Consider the following 14,441-nt stretch of genomic DNA (forward strand, 5'->3'; position numbering starts at 1 on the left):
TTATACTGAAACGCCCCGCCTGGAAACAGCGCGGGGCTTTTCTTTGGGCGCAATTAACGGGTCAAGGCTCGCTGCAAGCTTGAGGCTGGAAGTGAAACCCAAGCCATGCAATCAAGAGACTGGTGCGCGACACAAGTCTCTTGACCCAGCGCACCAGCCACAACACCCTCGGTCAGCCTTCAGCCTTCAGCCTTCAGCTGCCAGGAAAATCAGCCCCTCGAAGTGCTTGACGCCCCACTCACTCAACCCAATCCTCTTCCAGCTTCAAGTTACTGCGCGGCTTTCTTCCATTCCTCTTCTTGCAGTAAGCGCCACATGATCTTGCCGGTAGGCGACTTCGGAATGCTGTCTGTGAACTCGATGACGACAGGGCATTTGTATGCCGCCATATTCTCCTGGCACCAACTTATGATGTCTTCAGCACTGGTGTTCTCGGCTCCTGCGGCAAGCACGACGAAGGCTTTGACGGTTTCGCCGCGGCGCGAGTGAGGTGAAGAGATGATGCAAACTTCACGTATGCCTGGGTGTGAATACATCAGGGATTCGACCTCAGCCGGCCAGACCTTATAGCCTGATGCGTTGATCATGCGTTTAACCCGATCAACCAGGAAAAAGTAACCCTGCTCGTCGTAGTAGCCCAGATCTCCGGAACGGAAAAAGCGTTTGCCGTCGAGCTCGACAAAGGCTTCGGCGGTTGCTTCCGGTTTATTCCAGTAGCCCTGAAAGATCTGTTCGCCACGCATGATGATTTCGCCAGTCACCCCGGGTTCGACTTCCTCGAGTGTGTCCACATTGATAACCCGGGAGTCCACACCAATGATCGGAATTCCGAGACACTGAGGTTTGCATGCCTGGGGAGGGTTAACGTGGGTAGGGGCAATGGTTTCGGAGAGACCATAACCTTCCATATAAGTCAGACCGGTTTTTTCAATCAGTTTGGCGGCTACGGCTGCGGGCATGGCTGCACCGCCACCACCAATGCTTTTCAGTGTGCTGATGTCGTACTGGTCAATATCTGGATCAGACAACATGTCGACCACCATGGTGGAGATGTTGCGCCAGGTATTGACCTTGCAGCGTTGAATCAATTCGGCAGCGACCTTGCGATCCCAGCGCGTCATGACAACCAGTGTGCCGCCTACATAGAGGGTGCTGTTCATGCAGGACTGCATGCCGGTGACGTGGAACATGGGAACAGACACCAGGTGCACCACATCATGTTGGGCGTTGGTCCATACGGCGCCGTAGACGGTGGTCGCCATGACGCTGTGGTGGGTGTGTACACAGCCCTTTGGATTGCCTGTGGTACCGGAACTGTAAGGGATTACGCAGAGGTCATCAGGTCCGCTGCTATGGGCAGCAGGCGCAATGTTTTGCTGGATAGCGGTTTTCCAGTCGGTAATACCGGCAGTACTGTGCTGGATTGAGGCCATTTGCACGGCTTCAGGCAAGGCCAGGTCTGTCGATTGGGTTATGTAATCCGAGTAGGCGCTGACAATGATTTCGCGCAAGTGCCCTTCGCCGATGTGTTCGCTAAGATGCTCGAGCAATTCCTGAGCGCAAAGCGCAATCGGCGCCTGGGTATCTTCGATCAGATATTTAAGTTCTGCTGCGCGGTTCATCGGATTGACCGGTACCACGACGGCATTGGCACGCAGAATGGCGAAGTAGCCGATGATGTATTGAGGGCTGTTCTGCATATACAGCAGTACTCGATCCCCGGACTGGACGCCTGCCTTCATCATGTAGCCGGCAAGCGCCTCTGCTTGATGTTTGAGTTCTGAATAGGTGATCTCGGAACCGTAATAATGAATCGCAGGGTGGTCGGGGAAGCGCAGGGCCGATACGGTGATGTTGTGGAACAGGCTGGTTGCAGGCAGTTCCAGTTGCTTGGGTACCTGGGCTGGCCAGACGTCGAAATGGCGATCGAACATGCGTGTATTCACCTCTGCTTTTATTGTTGAGTTGCCATGGCTGATGGCAATTGATGTACTAATACTTTGCCAGATTAGCTGGCTTAACCAAACTTTTGGAATGGTCAGTCGTATTGGTGTTGGCTGGTCATAAGCAGATTGTAGGCGGCAAGAAAAATGCCCGCCCTGTCACGGCCCTCAGGCCATATGGGTTATAGTAAGAAGATGATTCCAGTGGCTTTTGTGTCCATGACTGGAATGCCCCCCTTGCCGAGGAGAACTGAGATGAGTCAGGACCGCGTTATCATTTTCGATACCACCTTGCGAGATGGTGAGCAGAGTCCCGGTGCGTCGATGACCAAGGAAGAGAAGCTACGGATTGCCAAGGCATTGGAGAAGTTGCGGGTCGACGTGATTGAGGCCGGTTTTGCCATAGCCAGCCCGGGCGATTTTGAAGCGGTTAAAGGTATTGCTGACACCATCAAGGACAGCACGGTGTGCAGCCTTTCTCGTGCCGTCGATGCCGACATTGACCGTGCCGCCGAAGCGCTGGCGAATGCCAACAGTGGGCGCATACATACCTTCATTGCCACCAGCCCGATCCATATGCAGTACAAGCTCAAACTGCAGCCGGATCAGGTTGTGGAACAGGCTGTTCGTGCAGTCAAGCGCGCCCGAAACCTGTGTTCCGATGTTGAGTTTTCCTGTGAGGACGCCGGTCGCTCGGAGATTGATTTCCTTTGCCGCATTATTGAAGCGGCGATTGATGCCGGTGCGCGCACCATCAATATTCCGGATACCGTGGGTTATGCCATACCACAGCAATTTGGCGAGACTATCAGACAGATTATCCAGCGCGTGCCGAATGCCGATAAAGCGGTTTTCTCGGTACATTGCCACAACGATCTGGGGCTGGCTGTTGCCAATTCCCTGGCAGCGGTGATGTCCGGTGCGCGTCAGGTCGAGTGCACTATTAACGGTTTGGGCGAGCGCGCCGGCAATGCCTCGTTGGAGGAAATCGTGATGGCGATCAAGACCCGCCACGATGTGCTCGGAGTGCAGACCGGCATAGTGACCGAGAATATCCTCAGTACCTCTCGACTGGTCTCGGGCATCACCGGGTTTCCGGTCCAGCCGAACAAGGCGATTGTCGGTGCCAATGCCTTTGCCCATGAGTCCGGTATTCACCAGGACGGCGTACTCAAGCACCGGGAAACTTACGAAATCATGAGCGCCCAGTCGGTTGGCTGGCATACCAACAAATTGTCCCTTGGCAAGCTGTCGGGTCGCAGCGCCTTCCGTGCTCGCCTTGAGGAGCTGGGTATCCAGTTGTCGGGCGAAGAGCTGAACGCCGCCTTTGCACGCTTCAAGGAGTTGGCTGACCGCAAGCATGAAATCTTTGATGAGGATCTGCAGGCGCTGGTTTCCGACACCCTGACCGAGGTGGTTGAGCATGTGCGACTGGTTCATCTGGAAGTGACCTCGCGCATGGGTGAGATTCCCGATGCACATTTGCTGCTGAACGTCGAAGGCCTTGAACGCGAGGCCCACGCACAAGGGTCCGGGCCGGTCGATGCGACGTTCAAGGCCATCGAGCAGATTGTCGGGTCGGGCGCCACCTTGCAGCTGTATTCGGTCAATGCCATTACCCAGGGTACCGACTCGCAGGGTGAGGTCACAGTTCGGCTGGAGAGTGGCGGACGCATAGTCAATGGTAACGGGGCGGACACGGATATTGTGGTGGCATCAGCCAAGGCTTATATCAATGCACTGAACCTGATGCAGGCCGGCGCCTGCCGTGCTCACCCCCAGGCGGCTGATGTCTGATGCGTGAAAGTCTGCGGCAATCCTATCTGACGGCCATGGGTGTCACCAGTTGGGTGCCAACTGAGCCATTGGCCCATGCTGCTCAGCTGTATCTGGCTGAACCTGAGGAGACTGAACCTGAAGTTTTGGTCGCAGTGGAATCGCCTGAGACAACGGCTTCACCCGTCCCGATGAGGGCCCAGCAGACAGTAACGGGCGCAGCTGAAACCAGGACTCCCGCTGCACCTTTGCTCGCTGCGTTGAAGTCGAGTCAGCCGCTTAAAGCTCCTGCGCCCAAGGTGCAGCGCCTGGTCGCCGAACAGTCTGGGCCAAGCGCTATAGAAGCGGTTGATGTCGCCCCTTTTTATTTGCAGTTGTGGGTGGCAGGTCCCTGTGCCTTGCTGATCGAGATTGCCGATCCAGGCTTGGAAAAAGGTACACCGCACTTTGCCTTGTTGTGCGATATTCTGCGGGCCGCAGGATTGCCGGTAACACCCAGGCTGCAAGCTGACTTTCGCTGGCCTTTGAGCCGCAACCCTCAGGTTGCTCGTAGTGCCGAGGCGGCGAGTGAGGCGCTGCAGGCTTTCATGCAGGCACGCCTGGAGCAGAGTGATATTGTTTCCATCGGCTGTTTTGGTGCACTGACCGGTTTGCTGGTTGAGCCGGATCCGCATTCTGCTTCCGCGTTATGTGGTCGCGAGGCTCGGCCGGAGCAACTGGTTGCCGCCTGGTTCTCTGCTGATCTGCAAGGATTGATGGATTCAGCTGATGAAAAAGCTCGGTTATGGCACTTGTTGAAACGGGTGATGCCGCGCTGGCAGGACAGGGCATGACGGATGTGCACTATCGGGCCATGCTCGAGTCTGATATCGATGAGGTGCTGAAGGTCGAGTTTGCTGCATTCAGTCATCCATGGACCCGTGGTATTTTTCTCGATTGCGTGCGTTCAGGCTATGAGTGCTGGCTGATTTACCGCGGCAATCAGCAGGTAGGTCATTCGGTGTTGTCGCTTGCCGGCGATGAGTCGCATCTGTTGAATATCACTATCAAGCCGGAAAATCAGGGTGCTGGTTTGGGTGCGCTGTTACTGGAGTTCATTATTGAACGGGCCAGGCAATCAGGCGCAGAGGTGACCTTTCTTGAGGTCCGGGCTTCGAACCAGTCAGCAGCGCGGCTTTACGAACGATTTGGCTTCAATGAAATTGGTCGGCGGCGCAATTATTATCCGGCAGTAGGTGGCAGGGAAGACGCTTTGGTCATGGCCTACTCGCTGATTGAATGAACAATGACTCCAATAAGGCAGTTCCATGAACGATCTTAATCAACTGTTTGACAATAACCGTGCCTGGGCTGAAGCGATCAAACAGGAAGATCCCGACTTTTTTACCAAACTAGCTGGTCAGCAGGCCCCCGAGTATCTCTGGATTGGCTGCGCTGATTCCCGTGTGCCGGCCAACGAAATTGTCGGCCTGCTGCCAGGGGAGCTGTTTGTCCATCGCAATGTCGCCAATGTGGTTTTGCATACTGATCTGAACTGCCTGTCGGTCATGCAGTTCGCCGTTGATGTCCTGAAAATCAAGCACATCATAGTGACCGGCCATTACGGCTGTGGTGGCGTGCGTGCGGCTATGCACAACAAACAGCTGGGCCTCAGCGATGGCTGGCTGCGCTCGATCCGTGACCTGTACTATGAGCAGCGCAATGAGTTACGTTTGATTGAAGATGAAGAAGCCCAGCTGGACTTGATGTGCGAGTTGAATGTGATGCGCCAGGTTGCCAATGTCAGCCATACCAGCATTGTGCAGAATGTCTGGCATCGTAAGCAGCCTTTATCCGTACATGGTTTCATTTACGGTATCAAGGATGGGCACCTCAAAGATCTCGGGGTCTCTGTCAACGGGCCTGAGCAGATTCCCGAGCAGTACAGGCTAAGTCCGCCTTGAATGCAGGCGCGCGCTATTGGGCAATGGCAGGTCTGGTTTTATGCTGCCTGATCTGGGCCGGTAACGCGTTGATTGCCCGTGCCAGCGCGGGCGTACTCCCCCCCGTTGGCCTGTCGTTCTGGCGTTGGATGGCGGCCTTGCTGTTGCTGCTGCCTTTTACCCTGCGCGGCCTCTGGCGTGATCGACTGCTGTTGTTGCAGTACTGGAAACAGATTGGCGTGCTGGCCGCGCTGAGTATTACCAGTTATAACACCCTGCTTTATCTGGCGGCGCAAACATCCACGGCGATCAATATCACCCTGGTCAATACCGGACTGCCTGTAGCCGCCTTTATCTGGACCATGCTGCTGCTACGGCAGCTTCCCGGCAAAGCTATGCTGCTTGGCACGACGTTATCCTTCCTGGGGCTTCTGGTGATTCTCAGCATGGGCGATCCGGCCCGTCTGCTTGGTCTGAGCTTCAATCCCGGTGATCTGATCATGGTGGTGGCGGTGCTGGCCTGGGGGCTGTATTCCGTTCTTCTACGCATGTGGATGCTGCCCCTCTCGGGTATGACACAGTTAGCCGCGATGCTGTTGTTTGGCGTACCGCTGCTGTTGCCTTTTTATCTCTGGGAATACAGTCAGTTTGGTCCCATGCCGCTGGACGCCAACAGCCTTATGGCAGTTGCCTATACGGCGATACTGGCCTCGCTGGTAGCCTATCTGGCCTGGAATAACGGCGTCAGGGTCCTGGGCCCGGCTACAGCCACACTGTTCAGCTACCTGATGCCGGTATTTGCCTCCCTGTTGAGCATTCTGTTGCTCGGTGAGGCGCTGCAGTGGTTTCACCTGCTGGGAGGCAGCTTGACTTTTGCCGGCCTGCTCTTGGCAACGCGAGAGGGGCGTAAAACATGACCCGGCTCTGCGTAATCCCGGGTGACGGTATAGGTCAGGAAGTCGTACCGGTTGCTGTCAGGGTGCTGGAGCGACTGATTGCCGATCTTCAGGTAGTCGAGGCAGCGGCTGGCTGGGACTGCTTTCAGGCTACTGGCGAGTCTGTACCTGCGGCCACACTTGAAGCCATGCGCGCATGCGGTGCCGGGTTGTTTGGCGCGGTGTCTTCACCTGCTCATGCGGTGCCGGGTTACCGCAGTGCGATTATTCAACTGCGGCAGTCACTCGGGCTTGGGATCAATCTACGACCCGTGCGCAGTTGGCCAGGCCTGTCGGCCCGCAGCGGGATCAACCTGTTGATACTCAGGGAAAACAGCGAAGGCCTCTATGTAGGTGTTGAGCGTCAGGTGTCGGCTGACCTGGCCGTAGCTGAGCGGCATATTTCCCGGCAGGCTAGTGAGCTGATCGCCCGCCGAGCCGTCGAGATTGCCAGGTTTCGCGGCGCCCGCAGAATAACCCTGGTGCACAAGGCCAACATCCTGCCACTTACCTGCGGTCTGTTCCGTGATTGCTGTCGCGAAGTGCTGCAGCAGGCCGGTCTTGATGCCCTGGTGGATGAGCGGCTGGTGGATGTGGCGGCCTTGCAACTGGTCGAACAGCCTGAGGCCTTTGATCTGCTTATTACCACCAATTTGTTCGGCGATATCCTGTCTGATCTGGCCAGCTACTGGTCGGGGGGGCTTGGTACGGCGCCATCACTGAACTGGGGGCAGGGCATTGCCCTTGCCGAACCGGTCCATGGCAGCGCGCCTGATATTGCCGGGACGGGGCGAGCCAATCCGCTGGCTGCGGTGCTGAGTGCAGCGCTTCTGCTGCGCTATCATTGGCGAGTGGAGACAGAAGCCAATCGTCTGGAATCTGCGGTTGAGGGACTATTGACGGATATCAGCCCCGGCCAGTTGCGGCAGGAGACGACGCAAGGCATTGAGGCTGAACTTCTGGCGCGGTTATAAAGCGCAAAAAAAAGGCTTAGCCGAAGCTAAACCTTTGAAAAGGTTGGTGGCTACACCTGGACTTGAACCAGGGACCCCAGCATTATGAATGCTGTGCTCTAACCAGCTGAGCTATGTAGCCATCCGAGGCGCGCATTATTCAGTTGTGGGCGGTGAAAGTCAAGACCTTGCAGGCGCTTTTATTTGTCAGTCAATTCAAGTGTTTATTGCTGTGACACAGGGTCTTCGTGGTTGCTTTTGGGCATGTTGCTTCAATCAAGTAATGCAGTTTTAGCCCTGTGCGTTCCACCCACTGTTAACGACTATCCAGGTGTAGCGCTGTAGGTACTCGTCCATCGTTAAGGGCTTGGGTCAAGCCGACGTCGAGCAGGTACAAACGCGTATCGTCCAGTCCGCCCTGATCAGCCAGCCAGGCCTTGATGACAGTATTGCGTTGCTGGGCCAGACGCCTGAGCAACAGTTCACTGCCTTGCCACCTTTGCAGTAACGCCTCCTGCAGCGCTGTCACTCGTTGTTCTCTGGGCAATGCGCTGATGTGCTCTGGCAGCTCAGGATTGACCCGTTCGAGATAGGCGGCCTCCAGCAGTACCAGTCTTTGACGCATGGACAGACTGTCCAGGTCCAGATCGGTGGCCTGCTCTGAACTGTTGTTGTCTTGTTGATGCCAGCGTCGTTGCAGTTCAAGATTCAGGCGTTGTTGTGCCAGCAGCGGCCCGTCAGCCTCGACCGAACTCATGCCCTCAATATCCAGTTGCAGGTTGGGCCGCTGCTTGAGTGCGCTGGCCAGGGTTGCAAGGGTCTGTTCGGCCTCGGCATCCAGTTCGGCACTGCCGGGGGCGAAGCGTATCTGGCTCAGATCAAGCTGGTCCGCCCCTTGGACCAGTCCGGCGATGAATTTGAAGGGTGCCTGGGTCGCACGCACCAGGAGATTGCGCAAGGTCTGCATGACGATCGGCATGACACTGAATTCAGGGTTGTTCAGGTCACCGCGGACCGGGAGCTGGATATCGATGTTGCCCTGACCGTCCTTGAGCAGTGCGACAGCCAGTCGGATCGGCAGATTCAGGGCGTCGGCACTGTCTACCTGCTCGCCCAGCTGCAGATCTTCCAGCAGGACTGTGTTCTCGGCGTTTAACTGCCCCTGCTCAATGCGGTAGTGCAGATCAAGATTCAATCGTCCTTTACGAATCCGGTAGCCAGCGAACTTGCCTGAATAGGGGGTCAAGGTGGTCAGCTCGAGCTGCTGGAAGCGTGTGCGAATATCCAGGCTTTCCAGTGGTGAGAAAGGTGTCAGACTGCCCTCGATGCTGACCGGAGCATATCGGTCGACCCGGCCCTTCAGGTCAACCCGCGCCGCTACATTGCGCTGATTGTCGAGGGTGCCGATCTGGCCGTTGATCTGCTCGATGGCGGTGGCAAAGTTGGGTCTGAGGCTGAAATCGGCAAAGTTGGCCGAGCCGTCATTGATGCGGATGCCGCCGATTCGCAAGCCGACCGGCGGCTCGCTTGATATGGCCTCGGGTTCAGCAGGCCGGGGTACCCGGAGGGCATCGATATTGGTGCTCAAATCTGAATTGATGATAAAGCGCAGGTAAGGTTGTTGCAGGCTCAACTCGCTGATATCCAGACGCCTGTCGCGCCAGCTTAAACCGGCAACATGCAGATTTTGCCACTTGAGCAGGTCGCGTTGCTGCAGGCCGTCGACCAGATGAAGGTTGCGCAGGTCGGCTTCACCCTCAACCATGAGTTCAAGCGTCTGTTGCTGTTGCAGAGCGATGTTCAGCTGCGCATCCAGTGCGCCACTGCGCAGCTCAAGGCGCACAAAGGGGCTGATGTAGCTTTGCAAGGGGCGTAGATCAAAGCTCTCGAGTGATAGCTGGATATCAGCGCGAACCGGAGCCAACGTCACACGTGCAGAAGTGGCTAACTCGCCCTCGACGCCTACGCGGGTTGTCAAATTAACCTCAAAAGGCGCTGTGGATGCACTGTCAAAACCCTCAAGCTCAAGGATCAGTGGACCAATATCCAGCGCCTGTGGGGCTTCGGGGAGCCGGTCGAGCAGGGACAGGTGGTAGTCGCTGAGCCGGGCCTTGTCGATCTGTACACGCCAGCCGGGTTGCGCGTCGCTAACGGGTTCAGCTTGTCTGGCCGGCAGCAGGCGCATCCAGTTCAAGCTACCGTCCGGGTCGCGCTCCAGTGAGGTTTCCAGCCCCTGGCTGAGTACGGTACCCAGGCGTATTTCGCGTGCTTGCAGGTTAAAACTTGAGTCCTGAATCTGCAGCGTGCGCAGATTCAGCAGATGGAGCTCATCGGCATCCAGCAGACTGAGCCGGTCCAGCTGTGCTTCCAGTTTCTGCACCTCGAGCTGCACGCCATTGTCTGTGCTGAACTGGTAGTTGAGGGCCATGGCCGCATTGCCGCTGGTCAGCTTGAGAGGTAATACCCCCTGTAGATAGGGCGCCAGTCTGATCAGGCGCACATCGGTCAGTTGCACCTGTCCGCTGGAACCCAGGGGTGCCAGGCTCAGCTGCCCCTGCCAGTCCAGTGTGGCGCCATCCGGGCCACTGGCATTCAACTGCAGGTCGCCTTGCTCATTGGCTACCGTGCTCAGATTGTGCAGTTGCAGGTTGATCGCGTCGTAGCTGTGTCGGACCTGTTGGCCGGGGCGCAGATCCTCAAGGGTCAGGCGGTTATCCTGCAGTACCAGGCGTGCTATACGCAGGGGAAACAGGCCCTGATCTTCAGCAGGAGGCGCGGTCGGGTCGGATTCGGGCAGGCGCAGCACCTGCAGCAGGTTCAACTGGCCCTGTTGATCCAGTTGCAGGTAGCCCTGGGCGCCAACCAATTTGAGTTCGGACAGCTCCAGCGCGCCGCGCCACAGGCTGCGCCATGCCAGATCGGCCTCCAGGCGTTTGAAGCCGAGGACCGGGGTAGGGTCGTCGCCAAGATGGAACTCGTGCAGGACCAGCTGCAAGTTGAAGGGATTGAATTCGACGCGCTGCAGCTTCGCTGTCTGGTTGCTCAGCGTACCGAGTTGTTGATTAACACCGTGGAGAATGATCGCTGGCAGCAGCAGAACGCCGAGCAGGCTGTAGATAAACAGCGCCAGTACCAACCAGAATGATCGGGAAAGGGGGCCTGAACGCATCGATACGGCTCTCCTGGCAAGTCTGAACAGAGCCAGTATGGCAGCAAAAAAGCCTGTCGGGGTGTCTCCGGCAGGCTTTTGTCATCTGTTTTTCAGACGTTGAACCGGAAGTGCATGACGTCGCCATCTTTGACGATGTATTCCTTGCCCTCCAGGCGCCATTTGCCGGCTTCCTTGGCACCGGCTTCGCCGTTGAACTTGATAAAGTCCTCATAGGCGATCACTTCGGCACGAATAAAGCCTTTTTCGAAATCGGTGTGGATTACGGCAGCGGCCTGTGGCGCCGTCGCACCGATCTTGACGGTCCAGGCCCGCACTTCCTTGACCCCGGCGGTGAAGTAGGTCTGCAGGTCGAGCAACTGGTAGCCGGCGCGAATCACGCGGTTCAGGCCGGGCTCCTCGAGGCCGAGGGACTCAAGAAACATGTCCTTTTCCTCACCATCGTCCAGCTCGGCAATTTCCGCTTCGATCTTGTTGCACACCGGCACCACCAGCGCACCTTCTTCCTCGGCAATGGCCATGACCACATCCAGGTGTGGATTGTTCTCGAAGCCATCCTCGGCCACGTTGGCAATGTACATGACCGGCTTGCTGGTCAGCAGGTGAAAGCTTTTAGCCAGCAGGCGCTCTTCCGGGCTCAGGTTTTTCAGCAGCGAGCGCGCGGGTTTGGCCTCGGTGAAATGCGGGATGAGTTTTTCCAGCAGGGCTTTCTGCGCGACGGCATCCTTGTCACCACCCTTGGCATTGCGCGTGACTTTATATAGCTGTTTTTCGCAGCTATCGAGATCAGCGAAGATCAGTTCCAGATCGATGATTTCGATATCGCGCTTGGGGTCAACGCTGTTGGAAACATGGATCACGTTTTCATCTTCGAAACAACGTACTACGTGAGCGATGGCATCGGTTTCGCGGATGTTGGCCAGGAACTTGTTACCCAGGCCCTCACCCTTGGAGGCGCCGGCAACCAGCCCGGCGATGTCGACGAACTCCATGGTGGTCGGCAGGACTTTCAGCGGCTTGACGATGGCCGCCAGGGCATCCAGGCGAGGATCGGGCATGGGCACTATGCCGCTGTTCGGCTCAATGGTGCAGAACGGAAAGTTCTCGGCGGCAATACCGGACTTGGTCAAGGCATTGAACAGAGTGGATTTGCCGACATTGGGCAGACCGACGATACCGCAATTGAATCCCATACTGGTGTCCTCTGCCGCAAAGCGGCGAATAATGTAATCAGGCTTTGAAGCTGTGCAAGCGTTGCATGACCTTGGTCCAGTCACCCTTGATGATGCCCGGCAGTTCGCCTATGGCTTCATCGATACAGGCGTCCAGTGCGTCCTGCTCGGCCTTGGGTGCGCGCCCCAGAACAAAGCCGGTTACCTGCGAACTGTGGCCAGGGTGGCCAATACCGAGACGCAAGCGGTAAAACGTATTCTCGTTGCCCAGTCGGGCAAGTATGTCTTTAAGACCGTTATGCCCGCCAGTACCGCCACCCTGTTTGCACTTGACCACGCCGGGAGGCAGGTCGAGCTCATCATGGGCAACCAGTATTTCTTCGGGGGCAATGCGGTAGAACCCGGCCAATGCGGCTACAGCCTGGCCACTGCGGTTCATGAAGGTAGTGGGGATTAGCAGGCGGACATCTTCGCCTTGCAGGCTGAGGCGGCCAGTCAATCCGAAAAATTTGCTTTCCATGCGCAGGGCGACGTTGTGTTTGTCAGCCAGACGCTCAATAAAAAGGGCGCCAGCGTTGTGACGGGTCAGTTCATATTCAGGTCCGGGATTGCCCAGACCGACGATCAACTTGGTTCCCTGAGTCACAACGTGGCGCCCCTCTGGTTTCAGCGATGTTACTCGGCTGATTCCTCGCCTTCATCAGCAGCGGTGTCTTCAGCAGTCGCAGTACGCGGCGCATGGACGTTGGCAACCGGAAGGTCGTGGTCGGCACCTTGAGCCAGGGCAACCAGGGTCGCGCCTTTTGGCATCTTCAGGTCTGACAGGTGAAGGATTTGACCCAGCTCAACCTTGGCCATATCGACCTCGATGAACTCCGGCAGATCCTTGGGCAGGCAGGTGACTTCCACATCGGAGATGGTGTGGGAGATGATGCCGCCACCCTTCTTCACGCCAACACAGCTGTCTTCGTTGATGAAGTGCAGGGGTACATGAACGGTGACCTTGTGACCGGCCACGACGCGCAGCAAGTCGGCATGCATGATGCGCGGCTTGGCAGGGTGGCGTTGCAGGGCCTTGAGCAGAACGTTTTCTTTCTTGCCATCAACCGAGATGCTGATGATGTGCGAGTAGAAGGCTTCGTTCTCGAGGGCCTTGTTCAGTTCGCGGGCTTCCAGGGACACGCTCTGGGGGGCCTTGTCACCACCGTAAATGATGGCTGGTACCATATCGGCGTTACGACGCAGGCGGCGGCTCGCACCTTTCCCCAGGTCATTACGCGCTATCGCTTTAAGAGTGAAGTCGACCATAGTTAGTCTCCTTGCTGAACATCCGGGCACTTGCGACCAGCGCGTCGGATGATTGATATAAACCTGACTGTCATCAGTCAGGCTGTTTACCCAGAGCCCGGTTCCTAACGGAACATGGCGCTGATGGATTCTTCATTACTGATGCGGCGCATGGCCTCGGCAATCAGTGGTGCCATGTCCAACTGGCGAATACGTGGGCAGGCGCTACCGGCTGCCGACAGTGGAATGGTATTGGTTATGACCAGTTCATCCAGCTGCGAATTGCTGATGTTTTCGATCGCCTTGCCCGACAGAACCGGGTGCGTGGCATAGGCAAAGACCTTTTCCGCACCGTGTTCTTTTAGCGCAGTGGCGGCATGACAGAGCGTGCCGGCGGTGTCGACCATGTCGTCAATCAGGATGCAGTTGCGGCCTTCGACGTCGCCGATGATATGCATGATCTCGGACTGGTTGGCCTTGGGCCGGCGCTTGTCGATAATGGCCAGATCAACGCTCAACTGTTTGGCTACGGCACGGGCACGCACGACGCCGCCAATGTCGGGCGAAACGATCATCAGATTATCGTGACGCTGGCTGATCAGATCGTCGACCAGTACCGGTGAGCCGTAAATGTTGTCTACCGGGATATCGAAGAAGCCCTGGATCTGGTCGGCGTGCAGGTCGACGGTCAATACCCGGTCAACGCCAACGGTACCAAGCATGTCGGCAACCACTTTGGCGCTGATGGCGACGCGTGCGGAGCGCGGGCGGCGATCCTGACGAGCGTAGCCAAAATAGGGCACAACGGCGGTGATGCGTGATGCGGATGAACGGCGCAGGGCGTCAGCCATGATCACCAGTTCCATCAGATTGTCATTGGTCGGTGCACAAGTAGGCTGGATGATGAAAACATCCTTGCCACGTACGTTCTCGTTCAGCTCTACGGTGACTTCACCGTCGCTGAAGCGGCCAACCGAGGCGTCGCCAAGGGGAATGTGCAATTGACGCACGACGCGTCGCGCCAGATCGGGGTTGGAGTTCCCCGCAAAAACCATCATCTTGGACACGCTGCATTACCTTTCTGGGTAGTGGTCAGTGCGATTGAATGCGTATAGGGCACCGAATGCTTCAGGTACCTGACACAGTCAAAAAGTCGATTGATTGCTGCCGGAGGAAATGGCAGGGGCGGCTGGATTCGAACCAACGCATGGCGGGATCAAAACCCGCTGCCTTACCGCTTGGCTACGCCCCTGTATCTAACAGTCCGGATGCACGGCTGCATCC

The 14,441-nt window shown here is 56.9% G+C and carries 13 protein-coding genes and 2 tRNA genes; 7 read left to right on the top strand and 8 right to left on the bottom strand.

Features of this window, described 5'->3' with window-relative positions:
- Positions 1-269: 269 nt before the first annotated feature.
- Complete coding sequence (locus AC27HQ_RS11055; RefSeq protein WP_487156226.1) at positions 270-1,934, bottom strand: long-chain-fatty-acid--CoA ligase; 1,665 nt, start codon at positions 1,932-1,934, stop codon at positions 270-272.
- Between AC27HQ_RS11055 and AC27HQ_RS11060 the strand changes: the two genes are divergently transcribed.
- From AC27HQ_RS11060 to AC27HQ_RS11090, 7 genes are all read left to right on the top strand, one after another.
- On the top strand, positions 1,933-2,067 hold the full coding sequence (locus AC27HQ_RS11060; protein ID WP_487156227.1) for a hypothetical protein: 135 nt from the start codon (positions 1,933-1,935) through the stop codon (positions 2,065-2,067). The two genes, AC27HQ_RS11055 and AC27HQ_RS11060, sit on opposite strands and share 2 nt — an antisense overlap.
- A gap of 131 nt (positions 2,068-2,198) precedes the next feature.
- The gene (locus AC27HQ_RS11065) at positions 2,199-3,740 is read left to right on the top strand and encodes a 2-isopropylmalate synthase (protein ID WP_487156228.1); all 1,542 of its coding nucleotides are present in this window, start codon (positions 2,199-2,201) and stop codon (positions 3,738-3,740) included.
- On the top strand, positions 3,740-4,552 hold the full coding sequence (locus AC27HQ_RS11070) for a hypothetical protein (protein WP_487156229.1): 813 nt from the start codon (positions 3,740-3,742) through the stop codon (positions 4,550-4,552). Before AC27HQ_RS11065 ends, AC27HQ_RS11070 begins: the two co-directional genes overlap by 1 nt.
- Positions 4,549-5,001, top strand: a complete 453-nt coding sequence (gene rimI, locus AC27HQ_RS11075; protein ID WP_487156230.1) for a ribosomal protein S18-alanine N-acetyltransferase — start codon at positions 4,549-4,551, stop codon at positions 4,999-5,001. Before AC27HQ_RS11070 ends, rimI begins: the two co-directional genes overlap by 4 nt.
- 25 nt (positions 5,002-5,026) lie before the next feature.
- Positions 5,027-5,662 carry a carbonate dehydratase gene (gene can, locus AC27HQ_RS11080; protein ID WP_487156231.1) on the top strand — a complete coding sequence of 212 codons (636 nt, stop codon included), beginning with the start codon at positions 5,027-5,029 and terminating at the stop codon, positions 5,660-5,662.
- 23 nt (positions 5,663-5,685) lie between these two features.
- Positions 5,686-6,558, top strand: a complete 873-nt coding sequence (locus tag AC27HQ_RS11085; RefSeq protein WP_487156232.1) for a DMT family transporter — start codon at positions 5,686-5,688, stop codon at positions 6,556-6,558.
- On the top strand, positions 6,555-7,550 hold the full coding sequence (locus AC27HQ_RS11090; protein WP_487156233.1) for an isocitrate/isopropylmalate family dehydrogenase: 996 nt from the start codon (positions 6,555-6,557) through the stop codon (positions 7,548-7,550). Before AC27HQ_RS11085 ends, AC27HQ_RS11090 begins: the two co-directional genes overlap by 4 nt.
- A gap of 44 nt (positions 7,551-7,594) precedes the next feature.
- Here the strand turns inward: AC27HQ_RS11090 and AC27HQ_RS11095 are convergent.
- From AC27HQ_RS11095 to AC27HQ_RS11125, 7 genes are all read right to left on the bottom strand, one after another.
- Positions 7,595-7,671, bottom strand: a tRNA-Met gene (locus AC27HQ_RS11095).
- Positions 7,672-7,845: 174 nt separating this feature from the next.
- The gene (locus AC27HQ_RS11100; RefSeq protein WP_487156234.1) at positions 7,846-10,698 is read right to left on the bottom strand and encodes a DUF748 domain-containing protein; all 2,853 of its coding nucleotides are present in this window, start codon (positions 10,696-10,698) and stop codon (positions 7,846-7,848) included.
- Positions 10,699-10,790: 92 nt separating this feature from the next.
- Positions 10,791-11,891, bottom strand: coding sequence for a redox-regulated ATPase YchF (gene ychF / locus AC27HQ_RS11105; RefSeq protein ID WP_487156235.1), 1,101 nt, complete (start codon positions 11,889-11,891; stop codon positions 10,791-10,793).
- 37 nt (positions 11,892-11,928) lie between these two features.
- Complete coding sequence (gene pth / locus AC27HQ_RS11110; protein ID WP_487156236.1) at positions 11,929-12,516, bottom strand: aminoacyl-tRNA hydrolase; 588 nt, start codon at positions 12,514-12,516, stop codon at positions 11,929-11,931.
- Positions 12,517-12,545: 29 nt separating this feature from the next.
- Positions 12,546-13,178: a 50S ribosomal protein L25/general stress protein Ctc gene (locus AC27HQ_RS11115; RefSeq protein WP_487156237.1), complete on the bottom strand. Its 633-nt coding sequence runs from the start codon at positions 13,176-13,178 to the stop codon at positions 12,546-12,548.
- 104 nt (positions 13,179-13,282) lie between these two features.
- On the bottom strand, positions 13,283-14,224 hold the full coding sequence (locus AC27HQ_RS11120; protein ID WP_487156238.1) for a ribose-phosphate pyrophosphokinase: 942 nt from the start codon (positions 14,222-14,224) through the stop codon (positions 13,283-13,285).
- Positions 14,225-14,334: 110 nt separating this feature from the next.
- Positions 14,335-14,409: transfer RNA gene (locus AC27HQ_RS11125), tRNA-Gln, on the bottom strand.
- Between the last annotated feature and the right edge of the window lie 32 nt (positions 14,410-14,441).

This window comes from Halopseudomonas sp. 4NH20-0008 (assembly GCF_057548395.1).